This window comes from Conexibacter woesei DSM 14684, assembly GCF_000025265.1.
GTDB classification, from domain to species: Bacteria; Actinomycetota; Thermoleophilia; order Solirubrobacterales; family Solirubrobacteraceae; genus Conexibacter; species Conexibacter woesei.
Map to the genome: position 1 here is coordinate 3,367,912 of NC_013739.1, position 19,782 is coordinate 3,387,693.

Genomic DNA, 19,782 nt, shown 5'->3' on the forward strand with positions numbered 1-19,782 from the left:
GAAGGCCGCAGCTATATTCCGTCGCATGCGCGACGAAGCAACTTTCACCGTCAAGGCCGGACTCGCCGAGATGCTCAAGGGCGGCGTCATCATGGACGTCGTCACTGCCGAGGAGGCGAAGATCGCCGAGGCCGCCGGCGCCTGCGCCGTGATGGCGCTCGAGCGCGTACCGGCCGACATCCGACGCGACGGCGGCGTCGCGCGCATGTCCGATCCCGAGATGATCAAGGGCATCCAGGAGGCCGTCACGATCCCCGTGATGGCGAAGGCGCGGATCGGCCACTTCGCCGAGGCGCAGGTGCTCGAGTCGCTCGAGATCGACTACATCGACGAGTCCGAGGTGCTGACGCCGGCGGACGAGGCGAACCACATCGACAAGTGGGCGTTCAAGGTCCCGTTCGTGTGCGGCGCGACGAACCTCGGCGAGGCGCTGCGGCGGATCGCCGAAGGCGCGGCGATGATCCGCTCCAAGGGCGAGGCCGGCACCGGCGACATCGTCGAGGCCGTCCGCCACATGCGCAAGATCAAGGGCGAGATCAAGCGCCTCCAGGGCCTCGACGACGCCGAGCTGGCGACCGCCGCGAAGGAGCTGCAGTCGCCGCTGGACCTCGTCCGCACGGTCGCGCAGAACGGCAAGCTCCCCGTCGTCCTCTTCTGCGCGGGCGGGATCGCGACCCCGGCCGACGCCTCGCTGATGATGCAGCTCGGCGCCGAGGGCACGTTCGTCGGCTCCGGCATCTTCAAGTCCGAGAACCCCGAGCACCGCGCCCGCGCGATCGTCGAGGCGACGACCCACTTCGCCGACGCCGAGCGCGTCGCGGCCGCCTCGACCGGCCTCGGCAAGGCGATGTTCAGCCTCGAGACCTCCAAGCTCGAGTCCGAGCAGCTCCTCTCCCAGCGCGGCTGGTAGGCGCTTGCTGACCGTCGGCGTCCTGGCGCTCCAGGGCGACTTCGCGGCCCACGCGCGGATGCTGGCCGAGCTGGGCGCACAGCCGCGCGAGGTCCGCGTCCCCGCGGACCTCGCCGGCCTCGACGGGCTGGTCATCCCCGGCGGCGAGTCGACGACGATGACGCTCGGAATCGAGCGCGAGGGTCTCGCCGAGCCGTTGCGCGAGCTGGCGCGCGGCGGGACGCCGGTCTTCGGCACCTGCGCGGGTCTGATCATGCTCGACCGCGCTCACCTCGGCATCATGGACGTGCTCGCGACCCGCAACGCGTTCGGCCGCCAGGTCCACTCGTTCGAGGAGGACCTGACGATCGCCGGCGTCGAGGGACCATCGGTGCGCGCGGTCTTCATCCGCGCGCCGTGGGTCGCCGAGCTGGGCGACAGCGTCGAGGTGCTCGCCGCGGTCGACGGCCATCCCGTCGCCGTCCAGCAGGACCACCTGCTCGCGATCTCGTTCCACCCGGAGCTGAGCGGCGAGCCACGCCTGCACGAGCGCTTCCTCGCGCTGGTGGAATCGGCGCGCAGCGCGAGAACGAGCCGCTAGATCGGCTGGCGGTCGCGGTCGCGCGCGTACCGCCGGAACGCCTGCTCGAACGAGTCCCAGTCCCAGTCCAGCGGCGGCGGCTTCGGTCCGCGGCCGCCTCCGCCGCCTCCTCCGCCGCTGTCGTCCTCGTCGGTTCCGGGGGAGTCGCCGCGCCCGAGCCAACCGGCCGCGCAGATCAGCTCGCTGGCGACGGCGAGCGCGAGCACGCCCGCGAGCATCGAGCCGGCCGTCAGCGCGATCGCGGCGATCACGTAGCAGGCGAGGCCGATCGCCAGCATGCCGCCGCGCACGCGCAGGTCGACCTGACGGGAGGGCGGCGGCGCCAGATAGGCGAGCAGCAGAGACCCGATCAGCAGCGTTGCAAGCGACAGCTTCACGGCCGTGGCCATGTGCAATGTGTACCCGTTCCGCCGACGCCGTGCACGAACTACCGTCTGATTCTGACGTGATTCACGCGACCAGCCCGTGCCGCACGGTGTTCTCCGTGACCACCCGCGGCTCGGCGAAATGCCGCAGGTAGTCGGGCCCTCCGGCCTTCGCGCCGGTGCCCGAGAGACGGTTGCCGCCGAACGGCTGGCGCCCGACCATCGCGCCCGTCGTGGCACGGTTGACATAGAGGTTCCCGACCGGCGAGATGGCCGCGACGGCCGCGACCGTCGCCGGATCGCGGCAGAAGAGGGCGCCCGTGAGCGCGTATGGCAGCGCGTCGACGAGCGCGCAGGCGTGCCCCACGTCGCGAACGGCCTCGACCGTCAGCAGCGGGCCGAACAGCTCGTCGCGCAGCAGCGGCGAGTCGGGCGGCAGGTCGGTCGCGACGGCCGGCGCGCAGAACCAGCCGGCGGCGGGCAGCGGCCCGGCGTGGCGCACGAGCAGCCGGCCCTCCGCCTCCGCGCGCGCGGAGGCGCGCTCGATCCGCTCCTGCGCCGCCCGCTCGATCAGCGGGCCGACCTCGGTCTCCAGCAGCTGCGGCTGGCCGACCGACAGCACCGCGACCGCGCCCGCGAGCCGCTGGCACAGCGTCTCGGCGACCGCCTCGTGGACGAGCACCCGCGCCGCCGCCGAGCACTTCTGCCCGGCGTAGTGGAAGGCCGAGGCGACGATCGCCGGAACCGCCTCGTCGAGGTCAGCGTCGGCATCGACGATCACGCAGTTCTTCCCGCCCAGCTCGGCGACGAGCCGCTTGAGCGCGTGCTGGCCGGGCGCCGGCTCGGCCGCGGCCCGCTGGATCTCCAGGCCGACCGCGAGCGAGCCGGTGAACGCGATCGTCGCGACGCGCGGATCGCGCACGAGCGCGGCGCCGACCTCGCCGGCTCCCGGCAGCAGCGCGAGCGCGTCGGGCGGGACGCCCGCCGCGTGCAGCGCCGCGACGACCGCGGCCGCGCACGCCGGCGACTGCTCGGCGGGCTTGACGACCGCCGCGTTGCCGGTCGCCAGCGCGGCCGCGGTCATGCCGGTGACGATCGCGAGCGGGAAGTTCCACGGCGCGATCACCGCGACGACGCCTCGCGGGGCGTAGCGCAGGGCGTTGCGCTCCCCGGGCGGCTGCAGCAGCGCGGCGCCCGCGTCGAGGGCGACGGCACCGCGTGCGTAGTACTCGAGGAAGTCGATCGCCTCGCAGACGTCGGCGTCGGCCTCCGGCCACGGCTTGCCGCACTCGCGCAGCGCGAGCGCCGCGAGGCGGGCGCGCTGCGCGCGCAGCCCGGCGGCGGCGCGCAGCAGCACCTCGGCGCGCTCCCGCGCCGGTCGCAGCGCCCACGCGCGACCGCCCTCGACCGCGTGCGTGACCGCCGCGCCGACCTCCGCCGGACTCGCCTCCGCGGCGACCGCGACGACGCGGTCGGGCGTGCCGGGGTCGGTCGATCGGAACGCGTCGGCGGCGGGCTCGCGGGTCTCACCGCCGACCGACACGGGGACCGTCAGCGGCAGCTCGGCGTCGAGCGCCGCGAGCGCGTCGGCGAGCCGCGCGCGCAGCGGGGCGCGGCGCAGCTCGACGACCGGCTCGTTGGCGAACGGCGCGTCGAGGCGGGTGGGGGAGCCCGTCGCGCTCATGGCCGTGCCAGCAGCCGGTCGAGCGGCTCGCCGTGCGCCGCCTGCGAAAGGAACGAGTCGTTCGCGGTGTTCTCCAGCAGCCGCCGTACGAGGTACGCCATCCCGGCGACGAGGTCGCCGACCGGGCAGTAGCTGCGGACACGCAGGCCGCCGGCGGCGAGCGCGCTCGCGAGGTCGTCACCGAGGCCGCGCAGCACCTGCAGCTCCAGGTCCTCGCCGCTGCCGCCGAGCAGCCGGTCGCACGCGATCGCGTGCGCGACCGAGCGGAGGTTGTGCGAGGCGACAGCGACGCGCACGTCCGGGCGCGCCTCCAGCAGCCGCAGCGTCAGCGCCTCGAACGCGCGGTCGCTGGCCGCCTTCTGCTCCAGCACCGGCGTCTGCCAGCCGTGCTGGCGGGCGAGCACGACCTCGTGGTCCCAGTAGGCGCCCTTCACGAGTCGCACGACGAGCGGCGGGCGCCGCTCGCTGCGACGCGCCCAGGCGAGCAGCCGGTCGACCTGCTCGCCGGCGTCGCGCAGGTACGCCTGGACGACGACGCCGACCGACGGCCCGTGCGCGAACGCCGGCTCGTCGAGCAGCTCCAGCACCAGCGCGAGGACAGCGTCGCGCGAGTCGAGCGACTCCATGTCGACGTGCAGGTGCGCGCCGTGCAGGTCGGCGCGGGCCAGCAGCCGCCGCAGCCGCCGCGCCGCGTCGCGCTGGCCGGGGCCGGGCGCCTCCGGACGCAGCCGTGGCGTCAGCGCCGATACCTTCACCGACAGGTTCGCGCGCGGGATCGGCCCACTCCCGTCGGCCTCCAGCAGGGGACGTGCGGGCCATCGCCGCGCCTCCGCCGCGACGACGTCGAGCGCCTCGTCGCAGCGCGCCTCGTACGCGTCCGCCTCGGCGTCGGTGACGGTCGCCTCGCCGAGCAGGTCGAGCGAGCTGGCGACTCCGTGCCGCCACAGGCGCCGCAGGGTCGGGCTCGCCGCGGCCGGCGACTCGCCGACGATGAAGCGGTGCGCGACGTGCCGCACGCCGTGTGCGGCGGCCGCGCCGAGCGCGGCGCGGCCGGCGCGCGTCGCGCCCATCCGCATCGCGATCCCGAGCGGCTGCGGCGGCTCCCCGACGGCGTCGAGGAAGCTCGTCAGGTGGCGTGCGACGTCGTCGGGCGAGCGACAGGCGGGAACGACGTCGACGAAACGCAGCAGCGCCGCGCGCAGCTGGACGTCTTCGGTCGTGCGCTCCAGCGCACGCGCGTCGAGCGTGCGCAGCGGGTGGCGCGTGGGGGAGGGGAACGCGGCGGCCAGCTGTCCGCCGACCCGTCGCAGCTCGGATTCGAGGGCGTGTTCGTCCATCGCCGAGGGGATACCCGCGGCGCGCTCCTCCGCCTCAGAGGAAATCCATCGCGATCGGCGGCGGCTCCTCGCCGGCGGCGACCGCGACGCGGCAGATCTCGACCAGCTCGCGCTCCAGCTCCAGGTCGCAGCTGCGGCGGTGGAAGCGCGGCAGCTCGTCCTCGGCGCGGTCGACCAGCCGCTCCGCCTGCTCGCCGGTCGCGCTCAGCGCGCCGATCGCGAACGTGCGCAGCCGCAGGAACGGGTGCTCGACGAGCGCCAGCCGGCGCTGCACGTCGGCGACGATCGCGGTCACCTCGCCGGCGCTCGCGTGCCGGGCGCGCGCCAGCTCGGCGAGGCACAGCTGCGCCTGGATCCAGCCGACGACGTGGCCGTGGCGCAGCGCGGCGGCGCTCGCGCGGTCGAGGTGGACCTGTGCGCGCGCGTGGTCGCCGCGCCGCCGCAGCGTCTCGCCGATCCCGAGGTCGCACGCGATCCCGCCGTCGGCGTGCCGGTGCGCGGGGTCGTCCGCCAGCGCCGTGAAGCGCGCGAGCGCCGCGTCCAGCTCGTCGAGCCCGAGCAGCGCCCGCGCGACGGCGCGGTTCGCGGTGACGCGGACCCACGGGTGCCCGCCGGAGCGCGTCGCCTGCTCCTCCGCGGCGATCGCGACCTCGTGCGCGCCCTCGAAGTCGCCGGCGAGCCGCAGCGACTCCGACAGGATCACGCGTCCCCACAGCGGCAGCGCCTCGTGCGGGCGCTGGTCGGGACTGCGGCTCGCCTCCTCCAGCTCCTCCAGCGCGCCGGCGTAGTCGCCGGCACGGCGCAGCTGCTCGGCACGCAGGCGGTGGAGGCCCGGCAGCGAGAACCAGGCGCCCGCGAAGCCGTCGATCTCCGCCTGGTCCAGCGGCGGCGGAGCGAGCGGCGCGCCGTCTTGCTCCAACTCCGCCAGCTCGACGAGCAGCTGCTCGCACAGCACGCCGGCGACGGACAGCGCGCCCATCCACGTCAGCGTCACGGCCCGCTCGGCGCCCGCCTGGACGGCGAGGTGGCGCGCGCCCGCATGGCGCGCCGCGAGCTCCAGGCGAGCCCACGTCTCGCAGGCGCGAACCGCGCGCCCGCGCGCGCGGTCGTGCAGCGCTCGCCGGAACAGACCGGCTGCTTCGTCGCCGTCAAGCAGCCCTTCGGCTGCGATCAACTGTGCGGTCGGCATCGGCACCCCCAGCGCCTTCGCGGCCCCCGTGGCAGCTATCTTCGCGGCGCGTTGCCGCGATGTCCAGCGGAACGTGTCCTACGCACGCGCGCGGCGCCGCTTCGCGCGGGCCGGCGCGGCGCCTGCGGCCGCTAGCTCGGCGGCGCGGACCGGGCCGAGGAACGGTGCGAGCGCGCAGAACTGCAGCTGCGGGAGCAGCGCCGGCAGCTCGGCTGCGCGGTCTTGGAGGACGCGGGCGTAGACGATCTCGTAGACCGCGCCGACGATCGCCTCCGGCATCAGCGGCGGGATCTCGGCGTCGTCGCCGCCCTGCTCTGCGGCGGCCGCCTCGTAGCCGGGGGCGAGGAACTGCATGAACACCCGCAGCGCATCGTCGCGCCGCGCGAGCGCCCGCGGGCCGGCGGCGAGCACCTCGACGAAGCCGAGTCTCGCCTCGTGCGGGTGCGCAGCGAGCGCGTCGAGCCCGGCGGCCAGCACGCGGCGCAGCCGCTCGGGCCAGTCGCCCGGCTCGTCGTAGGCGGCGCGGGCGCCGTCGAGCGCCTGCTCGACGACGACGTCGAACGCGGCGAGGAAGAGGTCCTCGCGGTCCTGGAAGAACTCGTAGAACGTCTTGCGCGACACGCCCGCTCTGCCGATCACCGCGCTGACGGTCATGCCGGCGTAGCCTTCGTCACCGGCGATCTGCACCGCCGCGCCGAGCAGGCGGGAGCGCTGGGAGTTCATCACGTACTCGCGCGGCAGCCCGTGGCGGCCACTCGGGAGTTGGGCCGGCGTCCAATCCATGTCCTGCTGTTTCACCTGACCCGATGCACTTAGGAGGGGGTGGAACTTAACACAACCCCGTCACCGCCCCGTCGTGGCGCGGCGGCACTCGGCGAGCGCGCGTCAGGCCGGTCGCTGCGGGCTGCCGAGCAGCATGAAGGTGTAATGCAGCATCTCGCCGGTGAGATCGGGCAGACGGTCGGTCTCGCCGCGCACGATGTGCGAGTAGAGCAGTTCGTAGATGCCGCCGACGATCGCCTGCGCGACCAGCTCCGGCGGTGCGGAGAGCGGGCCCGGAACCTGCGCCCGTGTCACGTCGACGAATGCCACGAACCGCCGCATCGTCTCGTCGCGCCGCGCCAGTCCGCGGGGGCCGGCGGCGAGCACCTCGACGACCCCGAGGCAGGCGAACGCGGGCTCGGCGGCGAGCAGCTCCAGCAGCGCGTCGAGTCCCCGCTCGAATCCCTCGTGCCATGAGTCCGCTGCGTCGTATGCGCTGCTGACGCGCTCCAGGCAGAGTGCGACGATCGCGTCGTAGGCGGCGAGGAAGCAGTCTTCCTTGTCGGCGAATCTCTCGTAGAAGGTCCGGCGCGAGACGCGCGCCTCGCGCAGCACGTCGGCGACGGAGGTCGCGGCGTAGCCTTGTGCCGCGACCGTGCGGGCCATGCCGTCGAGCAGTCGCTCCCGTTGCGTGACGGGCATGAGCGGACGGGGCGCCTGCGCCCGGTCGTCTTCTGCGAAATCGGCAACCCCGTTTGAACTCATCACCCGCTCCGAATACGAGCGCGTTTACAATAGTCGATCCGGGGAATGCCCCCGCCGCTCACTCCAGAGGGCGGTGCGACGCCGGTTCGAGCGGCGCCGCGACAGTGTCGTGCGCGCATGGCGGTACGCACGGCAGCGTTGATTGGACAGTGCTTCTTGAGCGGTCGATGCCCGCGCTCGCGAACCGCCCGTGCCAGCGGGGATCCGCGCTCGACCAGGCGTCCAGACCCTGCTGGACACAGCAATAGGAGTCATGTAAGTTTCCAGCGGTAGCTGGCTTTGGCCGATCGCTCGACTTGGGGGTGCAAGTCGGACGACCGGGCAACTCGTCATGGGACGGGAAGTCGACAGCGCCGAGAGCTGAGAGAGGGGATCAGTCGTGCCGCGATGCGACCTGTCGAGCATCAGACGTCGTCGACAGTGGTCGCCGGACGCCCGTGCGTTGGGCGTGATCGGTGACCGCTGGATGTTGTTGATCGTGCGTGAGCTGGCGTTCGGGCCCAAGCGCCTGTCGGAGCTGCAGCGCGCCTTCCCGGGCGTCTCCACCGGTGCGCTGGAGCAGCGGCTGAACAGGATGGCGGTCGAGGGGCTGATCACACGCGAGCGCTACGCCGAGGTGCCGCCGCGGGTCGAGTTCGACCTGACCGACTCCGGTCGCGACCTCGTCGCGATCCTCGGCCCGGTCGTGCGCTGGGCGCTGCGCTGGGCATGGTCGCCGCCGAACGCCGACGAATGGGTCGACGTGACGGCGCTGTTCCGCCTCGCCGGCTGCGTCGTCGACCCGCCCGAGCACCTCGACGCCGAGCTGGAGCTGATCGTCGAGGACGAATCGGAGGTCGCGCTCGACCTCTACACGCTCGCGCTCTGCGACGGCGACGCGGCGGTCACGCACAGACCGGCCGCGCACGCGGACGCCGTCATCAAGGCGACGCCGCGCGCGTGGGCGCAGGCGTTCGGGCCCGACCAGTCGCGCACGGGCCTTCGGATCAGCGGCGACGCGGAGCTGGCAGGCCTGTTCCTGTCGAGCTTCCGCACGCCGACTGGAGAGCTGCAGTAAGCGGCCGGGGCGGCGGCCGCTCGGGGGACGGGGGAACGAGGCAAAAGGGGGAACGGCGGCGCGGAGGTCGGGGGACCTCCGCGCCGTTGCCTCGCCATACTTGACGGCGATGCGCATCGCCGTCGCCGCCGACGAGTCGACCGGGGTCGCCGATGCCGTGCTCGACGCCTTGCGCGAGCGCGGCCACGAGCCCGTGCCACATGGCGCGCTCGCGCCGCCGGAGCTGGGTGAGCGCGACGACTGGGCGTGGGCGAGCGAGCTGGCCGCACGCGACGTCGCGGAGGGACGCGCCGACCAGGCCGTCGTCTGCTGCTGGACCGGCACCGGCGCGTCGATCGCGGCGAACAAGGTGCGAGGGATCCGCGCCGCGCTCTGCGGCGACGCCGCCACCGCCGCCGGGGCGCGCCGCTGGAACGACGCCAACGTGCTCGCGTTGAGCCTCCGCACGACGTCGCGGGCGCAGCTCGACGAGATCCTCGACGCATGGTTCGGCAGCGAGCCGAGCGCCGACGCCGGCGACGTCGCCAACGTCGCGCACCTCGGCGCGATCGAGCGCGGCGCATGAGCCGGCGACCGCGTGTGATTCACTGAGCGCGTGGCCGTCCAACCCGCCAAGAGAGCGTTCGTGAAGCCGTGCCCCTACGACCTCTGCGACGGCAGCGGGATGGTCGTCGACTGGGACGCGAACGAGACCTACCGCTGCCGCTGCTGGCCCGAGCAGGTCCAGCGCCGCCGCGCCAGACGGCTCTCGAACGTCGTCCCGAAGAAGTTCCAGAACCTCGGCTTCGATCGCGAGCCGCTGCCGTCGATCGAGCGCAGCGCGCCGGTCCAGGTCCGCGCGGTGCGGCAGTTCTGCGAGCGGATCGACGAGATGCTCGACAGAGGGCGGGGGATGTGGTTCCTCGGCAGCCCCGGGACGGGCAAGAGCCACCTCGCGTACCTGATCTCGCAGCACGCGATGACGGCCGGGCGCTCGGTCGCGATCTACACCGGGCCGCGGCTGCTCGACGAGATCCGCCGCACCTACGGCGACGACGAGTCCGGCAGCACGCTCGACCTGATCGACCGGCTCACCTCCGTCGAGCTGCTGCACATCGAGGACCTGGCGGTCGCGCGGCCGACCGACTGGGTGCTCGAGCAGCTCTACAACATCATCAACGGGCGCTACGAGAACGAGAAGTCGATCGTCTTCACGTGCGACCTCACCGGCGACGAGGACGAGCCCGGGATGATCCATCCCGAGCACCTCGCCAAGCACATCACGATGCGGAACTTCTCGCGCCTGATGGAGATGTGCGGCGATCCGCTCCCGCTGTACGGCGAGGACCACCGCCGCAACTTCTGACTGGCGCGCGGCGCATGCGTGCATACTCGGATGACGATGTCCGAGCAACCGACCCCGCGCCAGCTGCGACCGCGCACGCCCGACGAGGAGCTGCTCGAAGCCCCGCTGGAGGTCGCGACCGACCCGATGCGGATCCGCCGCATGCGGCGCGAGCTGGAGATGGGGTTCGCCGCGCTCGCGGACGTGGACGACGGCGTCGCCGTCTTCGGCTCGGCGCGCACGCCTGACGACGATCCGCAGTACCGGCTCGCCGTCGAGACGGGCCGCCAGCTCGGGCAGGCCGGGTACTCGGTCATCACCGGCGGCGGCGGCGGGATCATGGCGGCGGCCAACCGCGGCGCGCAGGAGGCCGGCGCGCTCTCGATCGGGCTCGCGATCGAGCTGCCGTTCGAGGAGGCGACGAATCCCTACCTCGACCTGCCGCTGCACTTCCACTACTTCTTCACGCGCAAGGTCATGTTCGTCCGCTACGCGAGCGGGTTCGTCGTCTTCCCGGGCGGCTTCGGAACGCTCGACGAGCTGTTCGAGGCGCTGACGCTGATCCAGACGCGCAAGATCCGCAGCTTCCCGCTCGTGCTCGTCGGCAGCGCGTTCTGGACGCCGCTGCTCGACTGGCTGCGCGACTCGCTGCTCGCGGGCGGCAAGATCTCGCCCGGCGACCTCGACCTGATCGCCGTCGTCGACGACGCGGAGTCGGCCGTCGCCGCGGTCGCGGCGGCGACCGCGCCTCAGCGGCGCGCTTCGACCGAGACGACGCCGCCAAGCAGCGTCGCGGACCAGCCGGCGAGGCCGGACCGCTCGCGCACGCGATCGGCGTAGAGGACCTCCAGCCCGAGCGCGTGCAGCCGCTCGACGAGGGCGCGCTGCGGGATCTTGACGCGGGGGCTCGCGGGCTCGCCGCCGCGCAGCCGCTCGGTCAGCGCCGGCAGCCCGACCGACGTCGGCTGCGCGATCGTCAGCAGCCCGTCGGGCTTCAGCAGCGCGGCGGCGTGCTCGAGCGCAGCGCGCGGCGCCCGCACGCGCCCGAGCGACTGCCAGAAGACGATCGCCGCGTAGCGGCCGCCGAGCTCGGTGATGTCGACGTCGCAGACGCCGGTGCGGGCCGGCGAGCGGCCGACTCCCGTCGCGACGCGCCCGGCGCCGCGCAGCGCGTCGAGCAGCGTCCCGTCGCCGCTGCCGACGTCGAGGACCGGTCCGGGCGGCGCCATCACGGCGACGCGATGGGCGAGGCGCCGGCGCGCGCGCCGGCGCAGCAGCTCGGCGACCGAGCAGCGGTGGTCGGCGCGAGCGGCGTCGCCGGCATCGCCTGCCCCTGCGTCGGCGCGGGCGCTCGCGACGAGTCGCGCGAGCTGCTCGTCGCTCGGCCACGCACCCGTCCGCGACCCGCAGACGGCGCACCGCAGCGGCGCCGTCGAGCCGGGTATCGCGGCACGCAGCGGCTGCTCGCACCAGGCACAGGCGAGCGTGACGTGCGTCGCGTCGGGGGAGTCCGCGATCACCGAGCTGACGCTACCGCTCATATGTGTGCCGGTGCGCTGGTTTGGCAGCCTCGGCCGCGTCGGAGCTGCGCATTCCTCTACTGCGCCGCGAAGTGCGCGACGCCGTCGTCGTCCAGCTCGCGGACGCGGCCGTCGAGACACAGCAGATCGAGATGGCCGAGCACTTCCGACAGCGTCAGGAACGCCTGCGTGACCGCGACGTTGCCCCACATTCTCTGCGCCAACTCGTACGCGGTCAGCGGGCGCTCGGCGAGCAGGCCGTGAATCTTGCGCGCGCGGCGTTCCGTCATCCCGGCCCGCTCGTCTATCAGCCCGACGTGGTCGGTGACCGGATCGCCGTGGCCGGCGAGGACGATCCGCGCAGGCAGCTCGCGCGTCTGCGCGAGGGACGCCATGTAGGTCCGCAGCGCCTGCGGACGGTCGATCGCCGGGTCGGGCGCGGTCTCGCCGGGCAACGGCAGCGGACGCGCGACCAGCGGGTTCGACGAGATGTGCTTGATCAGGTGGTCGCCGGCGATCAGCAGCTCACGCTCGGCGTCCCAGAAGACGGTGTCGGACGGGCTGTGGCCCGGGCGGTGAAGGACGTCGAGCGTGCGGTCGCGCAGCCTCAGCTGCGAGCCGTCGGCAAGCGGCCGCGTCAGCGTGGCGCCGCTGCCCCAGCCGCGGAACGCGCTCGACACCGCGCGCAGCGCCTGTACGACGTCGGCGGGAATCCCGTGGCGGTGCATCAGCGCGACGGCGAACTCGTCGTCGAGCTCGGCCGCCGCGTGATAGTCGCCGAGGTAGCCGGTCAGCCGGTCGAGCGCGGCGACGTCGGCGCCGGAGCGGCGCACGAGCACGTCGACGAGGCCGATGTGGTCGAGGTGCTGGTGCGTCAGCACGATCAGCTCGAGGTCCTCGACGGTCCGGCCGTGCCTGGCGAGCGCCTGCTCCAGCTCGTCGAGCGCCTTGCCCGAGTTCGGGCCCGTGTCGACGAGCGTCAGCGGATCGTCGTCGATCAGGTAGCAGTTGACGCGCCCGACGAGGAACGGCGTCGGGATCGAGAGCACGTGGACGCCCCCGCGGGCGGCCTCGGCACGCGCCTGCTCCGGGGTGGGTTGGTCCTCGGCCATCCCGCGACTCAGCCGCGGATCAGCGCGAGGACCTCGTCCCGGCGGGCTTCCATGTCCGCCTCGGAGACGAGTGACTCGAGGTTGAGGCGCAGCAGCGGCTCGGTGTTCGACGCGCGCACGTTGAAGTGCCAGTCGTCGTAGTCGATCGAGAGGCCGTCGAGGCGCTGGACGCGGCCGTCGGAGAAGCGGCGTTCGATCGCTCTCATCGTCGCCGCGGAATCGGCGACCTCGGAATTGATCTCGCCGGAGATGAAGTATCTGCTCTGCAACGGCTCCAGCAGCTCGCTCAGTCTTCTGCCCGTTCTCGACAGCAGCTCCAGCACGAGCAGCGCGGGGATCGTCCCCGAGTCGGCGCAGTAGAAGTCGTGGAAGTAGTAGTGGCCGGAGACCTCGCCGCCGAAGATCGCGGCCGTCTCGCGCATCCGCGTCTTGAAGAAGGCGTGGCCGACGCGGTTCATCAGCGCGGTGCCGTGATGCTCGCGCACGACGTCGCGCACGGCGCGGCTGGCGCGCACGTCGTAGAGCACCGTCGCGCCCGGGCGCGTCGACAGCAGCGACTCGGCGAGCAGCGCGGTCAGGAAGTCGCCGTCGACGAAGCGGCCCGTGTCGTCGATGAAGAAGCAGCGGTCGGCATCGCCGTCCCAGGCGATCCCGAGGTCCGCTCTCTCCTCTATGACCCGCTTGATGATGAACTCGCGGTTCTCGGGCAGCAGCGGGTTCGGCTCGTGGTCGGGGAAGTTCCCGTCCGGTCTCCAGTACGACGTGATCAGGTCGAGGCCGAGCTGCTCCAGCAGCGGGCCGACCATCGGCCCGGCCATCCCGTTGCCGCCGTCGACGACGACCTTCAGCGGCTTGATTCTCGACGGCTCGACGAACTCGAGCACCGCGGCCTGGAACTCCTCGTATATCTCGATCGACTCGCAGCGGCCGCCGCCGAGGCGGTCGGGGATCCCGGTCTCGACGAGCCGGCGGATGTCCTGGATGCCGCTGTCGCCCGACAGCGCGAGCGCGCCCTGACGCACAAGCTTGGCGCCCGTGTACGCCTTCGGGTTGTGCGAGGCCGTGCACATCAGGCCGCCGTCCAGCTCGCGCGAGCCGACGAGCCAATACAGCATCTCGGTGCCGACCTGGCCCGCGTTGAGGACGGACACGCCCTCGTGCACGAGGCCGTCGCGATACCGCGCGGCGAGCTCGGGCGCGCTCAGGCGCATGTCCCGGCCGAGCGCGACGTGGAGGTCGGTGACCTTCTTGCCCGACAGGTCCGCCAGGACGTGCGCGAACGCGCGGCCGATCAGCTCCGCGACGTCGCCGTCGATGTCCTTCTCGTAGAGGCCGCGGATGTCGTACGCCTTGAAGATGTTTGGAGAGACCTTGCGCATGGTTACCCGGCATCCTATGGGGCGCGGGGCCGGGATCGCTCTGCCATGATCCCGCCCCCATGGAGCCGGGCGAGCTGAGCGTCGTGATCCTCTGCGGCGGACGGGGGACGCGACTGCAGGAGAGAACGCAGTCGATCCCCAAGCCGCTCGTCGAGATCGGCGGCCGGCCGATCGTCTGGCACGTGGTCGAGCTGTACCGCGCGCACGGCTTCCGCCGCTTCGTGCTCTGCACCGGCTACAAGGGCGAGCTGATCGAGCGCTTCGCCGCCGCGGAGGAGTGGCGGGACGGCGTCACGGTCCGCTGCCTCGACACCGGCCTCGACACGCCGACCGGCGGCCGCGTGCTGCAGGCCGCGCGCGCGGCGGTGCCCGCCGGCGAGCCGTTCTGCGCGACCTACGCCGACGGCGTCGCCGACATCGACCTCGGCGCGCTCGTCGCCGCGCACGCCGCGCACGCGGCCGGCGGCGGGCTGGCGACGATGACGGTCGTGCGGCCGGAGCTGCAGTTCGGCGTCGCCGACGTCGGCGACGACGGGCGCGTGCGCGGATTCCGCGAGAAGCCGCGCAGCGAGCACTGGGTCAACGGCGGTTTCTTCTGCTTCGAGCCGGGGATCGTCGACGTGCTGGAGGAGGACAGCGTGCTGGAGCGCGAGCCGCTGGAGCGGCTCGCCGCCGCCGGGCGGCTGCACGCCCACCGGCACGAGGGCTTCTGGGACTGCATGGACACGTACAAGGACGCGATCCTGCTGAACGACCTGTGGGCGTCGGGCACGGCGCCGTGGGTGCGGAATCCTCGGCCGGGGGCCTCGGATTCCGGGCGAGCGCTCGCCCAGGGGCTCGCCCTCGCGGTTGAAGGCAAGTCGGGCGGGCGGACGTGAGCGGGCCGCGCTCGGTCTTCGTCACCGGCGGCTACGGCCTGCTCGGCGCCTGGCTGGTGCGCGCGCTCGTGGAGCGCGGCGACCGCGTCGTCGTGCTCCAGCGCGACCGCACGCCGCGCAGCGCGCTGCTGCTGGGCGAGCTGGAGCGGGCGCTCGACATCGTCCACGGCGACCTCAACGACCCCGGGCTCGTCGCCCGCGCGCTCGGCGAGTACGAGGTCGACACCGTCTTCCACCTCGCCGCGCAGACGATCGTCGGGACGGCGAACCGCTCGCCGCTGGCGACGTTCGAGACGAACGTGCGCGGCACCTGGACGCTGCTGGAGGCGTGCCGTCTGCACGGCGCCGAGCGCGTCCTCGTCGCCGCCTCCGACAAGGCGTACGGCGCGAGCACAACGCTGCCGTACCGCGAGGACCATCCGCTCCAGGCGCGCTTCCCGTACGACGTCAGCAAGGCCGCGACCGACCTGATCGCGCGCTCCTACTGGCACACGTACGCGCTGCCCGTCGCGGTCACGCGCTTCGCCAACCTCTACGGCGGCGGCGATCTCAACCGCTCGCGGCTGGTGCCGGAGGCAATCGGGGCGGCGCTCGCGGGCCGCGCGCCGGTGATCCGCTCCGACGGCACGCCCGAGCGCGACTTCCTCTACGTCGAGGACGCGGTCGCCGCGTACCTGCTGCTCGCCGACGCGCTCGACGCGGACGCCGGCCGTGACGCGACGCTTGCTCGCGGCGAGGCGTTCAACGCCGGCGGCGGCAGACCGTACGCGGTCGGCGACGTCGTCGCGCGGATCTGCGCGATCGCCGGCACCGACGTCGAACCGGACGTGCGCGGCGCCGGCACGCCGGCCGGCGAGATCGACCGCCAGTACGTCGACCCCTCGAAGCTGCGCGAGCTGACCGGCTGGGCGCCGGCGGTCTCGCTCGACGAGGGGCTGGAGCGCACGGTCGCGTGGTACCGCGCGCATCCGGCGGCCCTCGCCTGAGCGAGATCCCCCTGAGCCGCCGCGCTATCTGACCTCGACGGTCCCTTCCATCCCCGGATGGATCGTGCAGACGTACGCGATCGTCCCGGCTCTCGTCGGCGTGAACGAGAACGACTTGCCGTTGGAGAACAGCTCGGACTCGATTCTCTCGCCGGAGGTCGAGACGACGTCGTGGAGGACGTCGTCGTCGTTGACCCAGGTGATCTTCTGGCCGGGTCTGACGGCGACGGTCTTGGGGTTGTAGGCGAGGCCCTTCATCGTCACCTGGACCGCGCCGTCGGCCGCCGTGGCGGCCGTCTGGGCCGTGTCGCCGCCGGAGTCGGAGTCCGAGCCGCCGCAGCCCGCGAGGGCGACGGCGCCGCTGCCGAGGACGAGAAGAGTGAGGAGGGAACGCTGCATCAGGAGGTACCGCTTTCGTAGGACGTCCACATACAATCACGTGCATGGCTGGACATTCGAAGTGGGCGGGAATCAAGCACAAGAAGGCGATCGTCGACGCCAGACGCGGCGCGGCGTTCACCAAGCTCGCGCGCGCGATCACCGTCGCGGCGCGTGAAGGCGGCGGCGACCCGGAGCTGAACGCGACGCTGGCCAACGCCGTTCAGAAGGCCAAGGACGCCTCGATGCCGAAGGACAACATCGAGCGCGCGATCGCGAAGGGCACCGGCGAGGGCGCCGACGCCGACGCGATCGAGGCGATCCTCTACGAGGGCTACGGCCCGGGCGGCGTCGCGCTGCTGATCGAGGCGCTGTCGGACAACCGCAACCGCACCGGCGCCGACGTGCGCCACCTCCTCTCCAAGCACGGCGGCAGCCTCGGCGAGCCCGGCTCGGTCGCCTACCTGTTCGACAGACAGGGCGTCGTCGTCGTCGACGCCGAGCGCTGGAGCGAGGACGACCTGATCGTCGCGATCGACGCCGGCGCGCTCGACATCGAGCAGGACGAGGACGTCTTCGAGGTGCTGACCGAGCCGTCGGACCTGTCGGCTGTGCGCACGGCGCTGGAGGAGGCGGGGATCGAGATCCAGAACGCCGAGGTCACCCAGCGGCCGAAGACGCGCGTCAACCTCGACGAGGACCAGGCGACGAAGCTGCTGCGGCTGATCGACGCGCTCGACGAGAACGACGACGTCAACGAGGTCCACGCGAACTTCGACGTGGACGCCGACGTGCTGGAGCGAATCGCCGGCTGACTCGTCAGGAGGCGTCCGACGCGCGCCGCAGAATACGAACACATGATCGTCCTCGGCATCGACCCCGGCACCGCGAACACGGGCTACGGCGTCGTCGCGCAGCGGCGCGGGCGCGTCGTCGCGCTCGACGGCGGCGTGATCGAGACGCCCGCCGGGCAGGCGCTCGAACGACGCCTCGCCACGATCCACCGGCGTCTCTGTGAGCTGATCGCCGAGCACAGACCGGTCGCCGTCGCGGTCGAGGACCTCTACTTCGGCGCCAACGCCCGCTCCGCCTTCGCCGTCGGCCAGGCCCGCGGCGTCGTGCTGCTGGCAGCCGGCCAGCACGACCTCGCGTGCAGCTCCTACACGCCGCAGCAGATCAAGAGCGCGGTCTGCGGCAGCGGTCGCGCGGAGAAGCTGCAAGTCCAGCAGATGGTCCAGCGGCTGCTGTCGCTGACCGAGCTGCCGCGGCCCGACCACGCCGCCGACGCGCTCGCGGTCGCGATCTGCCACACGAACCGCGCACCGCTCGCGGCCGCGATGGTGAGCGCGTGATCGCGCTCGTCCGCGGCGAGGTCGCCGGGCGGCGCCCCGCCGCGCCGGCCGGGGGGGACGTCGTCGTCGACGTCAACGGCGTCGGGTACCGCCTGGCGGTGTCATCCGAGACGCTGAAGCAGGTGCCGGCGGCCGGCAAGAGGGTCACCCTCCACAGCCACCTGATCGTGCGCGACGACGCGCTCCAGCTCTACGGCTTCGCGACCGAGGAGGAGCGTGACCTCTTCCTGATGCTGCTCGGCGTCCAGTCGGTCGGCCCGAAGGTCGCGCTCGCCGTCCTCTCGGGCGGCACGCCGCGCGAGCTGCTCGGCGCGCTCGCCGCCGGCGACGCCGCCCGCTTCCAGGCTGTGCCCGGGATCGGCAAGCGCACCGCGGAGCGGATCATCGTCGAGCTGCGCGAGAAGGCCGGCGTCGCCGTGCCCGACGACGCGGTCCACGGCAGCGTGGCGAGCGACGACCCGCGCACGCTCGCGCGCGAAGGCCTCGTCGGCCTCGGCTTCTCGCTCGACGAGGCCGAGAGGCTGCTCAAGAGAGCGCCGGGCGAGACCGCCGAAGAGCTGATCGCCCACGCCCTGCGGACGTCGCGGCGATGACGATCGGGCGGATCCAGACGCCGGGCGTGCTGCCCGAGGAGGAGGTCGAGCGCTCGCTGCGCCCGCGCCGGCTCGACGAGTTCGTCGGCCAGGAGGCCGTCCGCGAGCAGCTCTCCGTCTCGATCGAGGCCGCCTCCGCGCGCGGCGACGCGCTCGACCACGTCCTGCTCGCCGGCCCGCCGGGCCTCGGCAAGACCTCGCTCGCCCAGATCGTCGCCGAAGAGCTCGGCGTCCAGTTCATACAGACGGCCGGTCCGGCGCTGGAGCGCAAGGGCGACGTCGCCGCGTTCCTGACCGCGCTGGAGCCGCGCGCCGTCTTCTTCGTCGACGAGATCCACCGCCTGCCGCGCGCGCTGGAGGAGACCTTCTACCCAGCGATGGAGGACGGCCAGCTGCCGATCACCGTCGGCCAGGGGGCCGGCGCGAAGGTCGTCACGCTCGACCTGCCGCCGTTCACGCTCGTCGGCGCGACGACGCGCGCGGGGCTGCTGACGACGCCGCTGCGCGACCGCTTCGGCATCCAGCACCGGCTGGAGCACTACGGTCCCGACGACCTCGGCCGGATCGTGCGCCGCTCCGCGGCGCTGCTGGGGATCGAGGTCGAGCAGGCCGGGGCGCGCGCGATCGCGGCCCGCAGCCGCGGCACGCCGCGCGTCGCGAACCGCCTGCTCAAGCGCGTGCGCGACTACGCCGAGGTGCGCGGCGACGGCATCGTGACCGAGCAGGTCGCGGCGCACGCGCTCGACCTCCTGCAGGTGGACGCGATGGGTCTGGACCGGCTCGACCGCGAGGTCCTGCGGGCGATCTGCGAGATGTTCTCCGGCGGACCGGTCGGGCTCTCGACGCTCGCCGTCGCGGTCGGCGAGGAGCAGGACACGATCGAGGACGTCTACGAGCCGTACCTGCTCCAGCGCGGCCTGATCGAACGCACGCCGCGCGGTCGCGTCGCGACCGTGCGGGCCTGGCGGCACCTCGGCCTCGAACCGCCCGCCGACGGCGTCAAGCTGTTCTGAGAGATCTGCGATTTGCCGTGCAAACTCGCGTGATCGTGGGCGCCGCGCCGAACTTCGGATTCGTGCGGAAACCGCTTTAGGTTTCCTTGAACGGTTCCCAACCCGCGCTTCACTCCGACCCACGTATCCTAGGCATCCGATGGCCCATCTCTTCATCTGCCCAAACTGCGGCACGCGCACCTCGGAGACAGACCGCACCGCCGGCTTCAGCCGCATACCGAAGGGCTGCTCCAAGTGCGGCTTCGGCTTCCTCTTCGAGCTGCTCGACGACTACTACCCGGCGCCGAACGCCGCCTTCTTCGTCTGTGACAAGGAGGGGCGTGTGATCGGCTGCGGCCGCGGCTCCTTCGAACTGACCGGCCTCGACGACGAGCGGGTCATCGGCCGCTCGGTCCGCGAGGTGCTCGGGCTCGACTTCGGCGCCGCCGAGGAAGACCCCGTCGGGACCGTGCTCGAATGGGGCGTTCGCGCTCTAGGGAAGCCCGTCACGGTCAACGCCGAGGGCGACCTCCCGGCTGAAGCTGTTGCCGACTTGTTTCCAGCCTACGACGACGACGGCGGTTTGCTGCTCGTGCTCACTCCCTCCAAGTAGCATCAC

The 19,782-nt window shown here is 72.9% G+C and carries 23 protein-coding genes; 13 read left to right on the forward strand and 10 right to left on the reverse strand.

The features are described 5' to 3' along the window. Positions 1-25 precede the first annotated feature (25 nt). A complete protein-coding gene (gene pdxS / locus CWOE_RS15780) occupies positions 26-910 on the forward strand; it encodes a pyridoxal 5'-phosphate synthase lyase subunit PdxS (RefSeq protein WP_012934630.1) in 885 nt (294 codons plus the stop codon). A gap of 4 nt (positions 911-914) precedes the next feature. After that, positions 915-1,490: a pyridoxal 5'-phosphate synthase glutaminase subunit PdxT gene (pdxT, locus tag CWOE_RS15785; protein WP_012934631.1), complete on the forward strand. Its 576-nt coding sequence runs from the start codon at positions 915-917 to the stop codon at positions 1,488-1,490. Here pdxT and CWOE_RS15790 read toward each other — a convergent pair. The 6 genes from CWOE_RS15790 to CWOE_RS15810 form a co-directional block, all read right to left on the reverse strand. Next, positions 1,487-1,879, reverse strand: coding sequence for a hypothetical protein (locus CWOE_RS15790; RefSeq protein WP_012934632.1), 393 nt, complete (start codon positions 1,877-1,879; stop codon positions 1,487-1,489). The two genes, pdxT and CWOE_RS15790, sit on opposite strands and share 4 nt — an antisense overlap. Positions 1,880-1,940: 61 nt before the next feature. Beyond that, on the reverse strand, positions 1,941-3,539 hold the full coding sequence (locus CWOE_RS15795; RefSeq protein WP_012934633.1) for an aldehyde dehydrogenase family protein: 1,599 nt from the start codon (positions 3,537-3,539) through the stop codon (positions 1,941-1,943). Further along, the gene (locus CWOE_RS30785; RefSeq protein WP_012934634.1) at positions 3,536-4,876 is read right to left on the reverse strand and encodes a proline dehydrogenase family protein; all 1,341 of its coding nucleotides are present in this window, start codon (positions 4,874-4,876) and stop codon (positions 3,536-3,538) included. The genes CWOE_RS15795 and CWOE_RS30785 overlap by 4 nt, the downstream gene beginning before the upstream one ends. Positions 4,877-4,910: 34 nt before the next feature. Continuing rightward, positions 4,911-6,065 (reverse strand): hypothetical protein, encoded by a 1,155-nt coding sequence (locus tag CWOE_RS15800; RefSeq protein ID WP_012934635.1) that lies wholly within the window; start codon positions 6,063-6,065, stop codon positions 4,911-4,913. Positions 6,066-6,143: 78 nt separating this feature from the next. Beyond that, entirely contained in the window at positions 6,144-6,848 is a 705-nt protein-coding gene (locus tag CWOE_RS15805) for a TetR/AcrR family transcriptional regulator (protein WP_012934636.1), read from the reverse strand. Between the two features lie 102 nt (positions 6,849-6,950). Further along, positions 6,951-7,529: a TetR/AcrR family transcriptional regulator gene (locus tag CWOE_RS15810; RefSeq protein WP_049793295.1), complete on the reverse strand. Its 579-nt coding sequence runs from the start codon at positions 7,527-7,529 to the stop codon at positions 6,951-6,953. A 511-nt stretch (positions 7,530-8,040) separates the two neighbouring features. On the opposite strand from CWOE_RS15810, the gene CWOE_RS32850 reads away from it, so the two are divergent. From CWOE_RS32850 to CWOE_RS15830, 4 genes are all read left to right on the forward strand, one after another. Then, positions 8,041-8,649 carry a winged helix-turn-helix transcriptional regulator gene (locus CWOE_RS32850; protein WP_268869585.1) on the forward strand — a complete coding sequence of 203 codons (609 nt, stop codon included), beginning with the start codon at positions 8,041-8,043 and terminating at the stop codon, positions 8,647-8,649. A 109-nt stretch (positions 8,650-8,758) separates the two neighbouring features. Beyond that, the gene (locus tag CWOE_RS15820; RefSeq protein ID WP_012934639.1) at positions 8,759-9,214 is read left to right on the forward strand and encodes an RpiB/LacA/LacB family sugar-phosphate isomerase; all 456 of its coding nucleotides are present in this window, start codon (positions 8,759-8,761) and stop codon (positions 9,212-9,214) included. A gap of 30 nt (positions 9,215-9,244) precedes the next feature. Beyond that, on the forward strand, positions 9,245-9,994 hold the full coding sequence (locus tag CWOE_RS30790; RefSeq protein WP_012934640.1) for an ATP-binding protein: 750 nt from the start codon (positions 9,245-9,247) through the stop codon (positions 9,992-9,994). Positions 9,995-10,030: 36 nt separating this feature from the next. Then, complete coding sequence (locus CWOE_RS15830; RefSeq protein WP_012934641.1) at positions 10,031-10,813, forward strand: LOG family protein; 783 nt, start codon at positions 10,031-10,033, stop codon at positions 10,811-10,813. Here CWOE_RS15830 and CWOE_RS15835 read toward each other — a convergent pair. From CWOE_RS15835 to CWOE_RS15845, 3 genes are all read right to left on the reverse strand, one after another. After that, the gene (locus tag CWOE_RS15835) at positions 10,723-11,493 is read right to left on the reverse strand and encodes a class I SAM-dependent methyltransferase (RefSeq protein WP_041730555.1); all 771 of its coding nucleotides are present in this window, start codon (positions 11,491-11,493) and stop codon (positions 10,723-10,725) included. The genes CWOE_RS15830 and CWOE_RS15835 overlap by 91 nt on opposite strands. A 77-nt stretch (positions 11,494-11,570) precedes the next feature. Continuing rightward, a complete protein-coding gene (locus tag CWOE_RS15840) occupies positions 11,571-12,605 on the reverse strand; it encodes an MBL fold metallo-hydrolase (RefSeq protein WP_012934643.1) in 1,035 nt (344 codons plus the stop codon). Positions 12,606-12,613: 8 nt separating this feature from the next. Beyond that, complete coding sequence (locus CWOE_RS15845) at positions 12,614-13,984, reverse strand: phosphomannomutase/phosphoglucomutase (RefSeq protein ID WP_012934644.1); 1,371 nt, start codon at positions 13,982-13,984, stop codon at positions 12,614-12,616. A 59-nt stretch (positions 13,985-14,043) separates the two neighbouring features. On the opposite strand from CWOE_RS15845, the gene CWOE_RS15850 reads away from it, so the two are divergent. Both CWOE_RS15850 and CWOE_RS15855 read left to right on the forward strand, forming a co-directional pair. Then, entirely contained in the window at positions 14,044-14,862 is an 819-nt protein-coding gene (locus CWOE_RS15850; protein WP_012934645.1) for a sugar phosphate nucleotidyltransferase, read from the forward strand. Continuing rightward, the gene (locus tag CWOE_RS15855; protein WP_012934646.1) at positions 14,859-15,848 is read left to right on the forward strand and encodes a GDP-mannose 4,6-dehydratase; all 990 of its coding nucleotides are present in this window, start codon (positions 14,859-14,861) and stop codon (positions 15,846-15,848) included. The genes CWOE_RS15850 and CWOE_RS15855 overlap by 4 nt, the downstream gene beginning before the upstream one ends. Before the next feature lie 24 nt (positions 15,849-15,872). Here CWOE_RS15855 and CWOE_RS15860 read toward each other — a convergent pair whose 3' ends face one another. Beyond that, entirely contained in the window at positions 15,873-16,247 is a 375-nt protein-coding gene (locus tag CWOE_RS15860; RefSeq protein WP_012934647.1) for a plastocyanin/azurin family copper-binding protein, read from the reverse strand. Positions 16,248-16,291: 44 nt separating this feature from the next. Between CWOE_RS15860 and CWOE_RS15865 the strand changes: the two genes are divergently transcribed. The 5 genes from CWOE_RS15865 (at position 16,292) to CWOE_RS15885 (ending at position 19,776) form a co-directional block, all read left to right on the forward strand. Continuing rightward, on the forward strand, positions 16,292-17,041 hold the full coding sequence (locus CWOE_RS15865) for a YebC/PmpR family DNA-binding transcriptional regulator (RefSeq protein WP_012934648.1): 750 nt from the start codon (positions 16,292-16,294) through the stop codon (positions 17,039-17,041). A gap of 42 nt (positions 17,042-17,083) precedes the next feature. Continuing rightward, entirely contained in the window at positions 17,084-17,578 is a 495-nt protein-coding gene (gene ruvC / locus CWOE_RS15870; RefSeq protein ID WP_012934649.1) for a crossover junction endodeoxyribonuclease RuvC, read from the forward strand. Beyond that, positions 17,575-18,171: a Holliday junction branch migration protein RuvA gene (gene ruvA / locus CWOE_RS15875; RefSeq protein ID WP_012934650.1), complete on the forward strand. Its 597-nt coding sequence runs from the start codon at positions 17,575-17,577 to the stop codon at positions 18,169-18,171. Before ruvC ends, ruvA begins: the two co-directional genes overlap by 4 nt. Then, positions 18,168-19,184 (forward strand): Holliday junction branch migration DNA helicase RuvB, encoded by a 1,017-nt coding sequence (ruvB, locus tag CWOE_RS15880; protein WP_012934651.1) that lies wholly within the window; start codon positions 18,168-18,170, stop codon positions 19,182-19,184. The genes ruvA and ruvB overlap by 4 nt, the downstream gene beginning before the upstream one ends. 139 nt (positions 19,185-19,323) lie before the next feature. Beyond that, entirely contained in the window at positions 19,324-19,776 is a 453-nt protein-coding gene (locus CWOE_RS15885) for a PAS domain-containing protein (protein WP_012934652.1), read from the forward strand. Positions 19,777-19,782 lie beyond the last annotated feature (6 nt).

Excerpts from the sequence above, each read along its gene's own strand:
- ruvB (WP_012934651.1), top strand. The coding sequence starts at position 18,168 with ATGACGATCGGGCGGATCCAGACGCCGGGCGTGCTGCCCGAGGAGGAG.
- CWOE_RS15805 (WP_012934636.1), bottom strand. The coding sequence starts at position 6,848 with ATGGATTGGACGCCGGCCCAACTCCCGAGTGGCCGCCACGGGCTGCCG.
- CWOE_RS15845 (WP_012934644.1), bottom strand. The coding sequence starts at position 13,984 with ATGCGCAAGGTCTCTCCAAACATCTTCAAGGCGTACGACATCCGCGGC.
- CWOE_RS15790 (WP_012934632.1), bottom strand. The coding sequence starts at position 1,879 with ATGGCCACGGCCGTGAAGCTGTCGCTTGCAACGCTGCTGATCGGGTCT.
- CWOE_RS15810 (WP_049793295.1), bottom strand. The coding sequence starts at position 7,529 with ATGCCCGTCACGCAACGGGAGCGACTGCTCGACGGCATGGCCCGCACG.
- CWOE_RS15840 (WP_012934643.1), bottom strand. The coding sequence starts at position 12,605 with ATGGCCGAGGACCAACCCACCCCGGAGCAGGCGCGTGCCGAGGCCGCC.
- CWOE_RS15885 (WP_012934652.1), top strand. The coding sequence starts at position 19,324 with ATGGCCCATCTCTTCATCTGCCCAAACTGCGGCACGCGCACCTCGGAG.
- CWOE_RS30785 (WP_012934634.1), bottom strand. The coding sequence starts at position 4,876 with ATGGACGAACACGCCCTCGAATCCGAGCTGCGACGGGTCGGCGGACAG.
- ruvC (WP_012934649.1), top strand. The coding sequence starts at position 17,084 with ATGATCGTCCTCGGCATCGACCCCGGCACCGCGAACACGGGCTACGGC.
- CWOE_RS15800 (WP_012934635.1), bottom strand. The coding sequence starts at position 6,065 with ATGCCGACCGCACAGTTGATCGCAGCCGAAGGGCTGCTTGACGGCGAC.
- CWOE_RS15795 (WP_012934633.1), bottom strand. The coding sequence starts at position 3,539 with ATGAGCGCGACGGGCTCCCCCACCCGCCTCGACGCGCCGTTCGCCAAC.
- CWOE_RS15865 (WP_012934648.1), top strand. The coding sequence starts at position 16,292 with ATGGCTGGACATTCGAAGTGGGCGGGAATCAAGCACAAGAAGGCGATC.
- CWOE_RS15830 (WP_012934641.1), top strand. The coding sequence starts at position 10,031 with ATGTCCGAGCAACCGACCCCGCGCCAGCTGCGACCGCGCACGCCCGAC.
- CWOE_RS15820 (WP_012934639.1), top strand. The coding sequence starts at position 8,759 with ATGCGCATCGCCGTCGCCGCCGACGAGTCGACCGGGGTCGCCGATGCC.
- pdxS (WP_012934630.1), top strand. The coding sequence starts at position 26 with ATGCGCGACGAAGCAACTTTCACCGTCAAGGCCGGACTCGCCGAGATG.
- CWOE_RS15860 (WP_012934647.1), bottom strand. The coding sequence starts at position 16,247 with ATGCAGCGTTCCCTCCTCACTCTTCTCGTCCTCGGCAGCGGCGCCGTC.
- CWOE_RS15850 (WP_012934645.1), top strand. The coding sequence starts at position 14,044 with ATGGAGCCGGGCGAGCTGAGCGTCGTGATCCTCTGCGGCGGACGGGGG.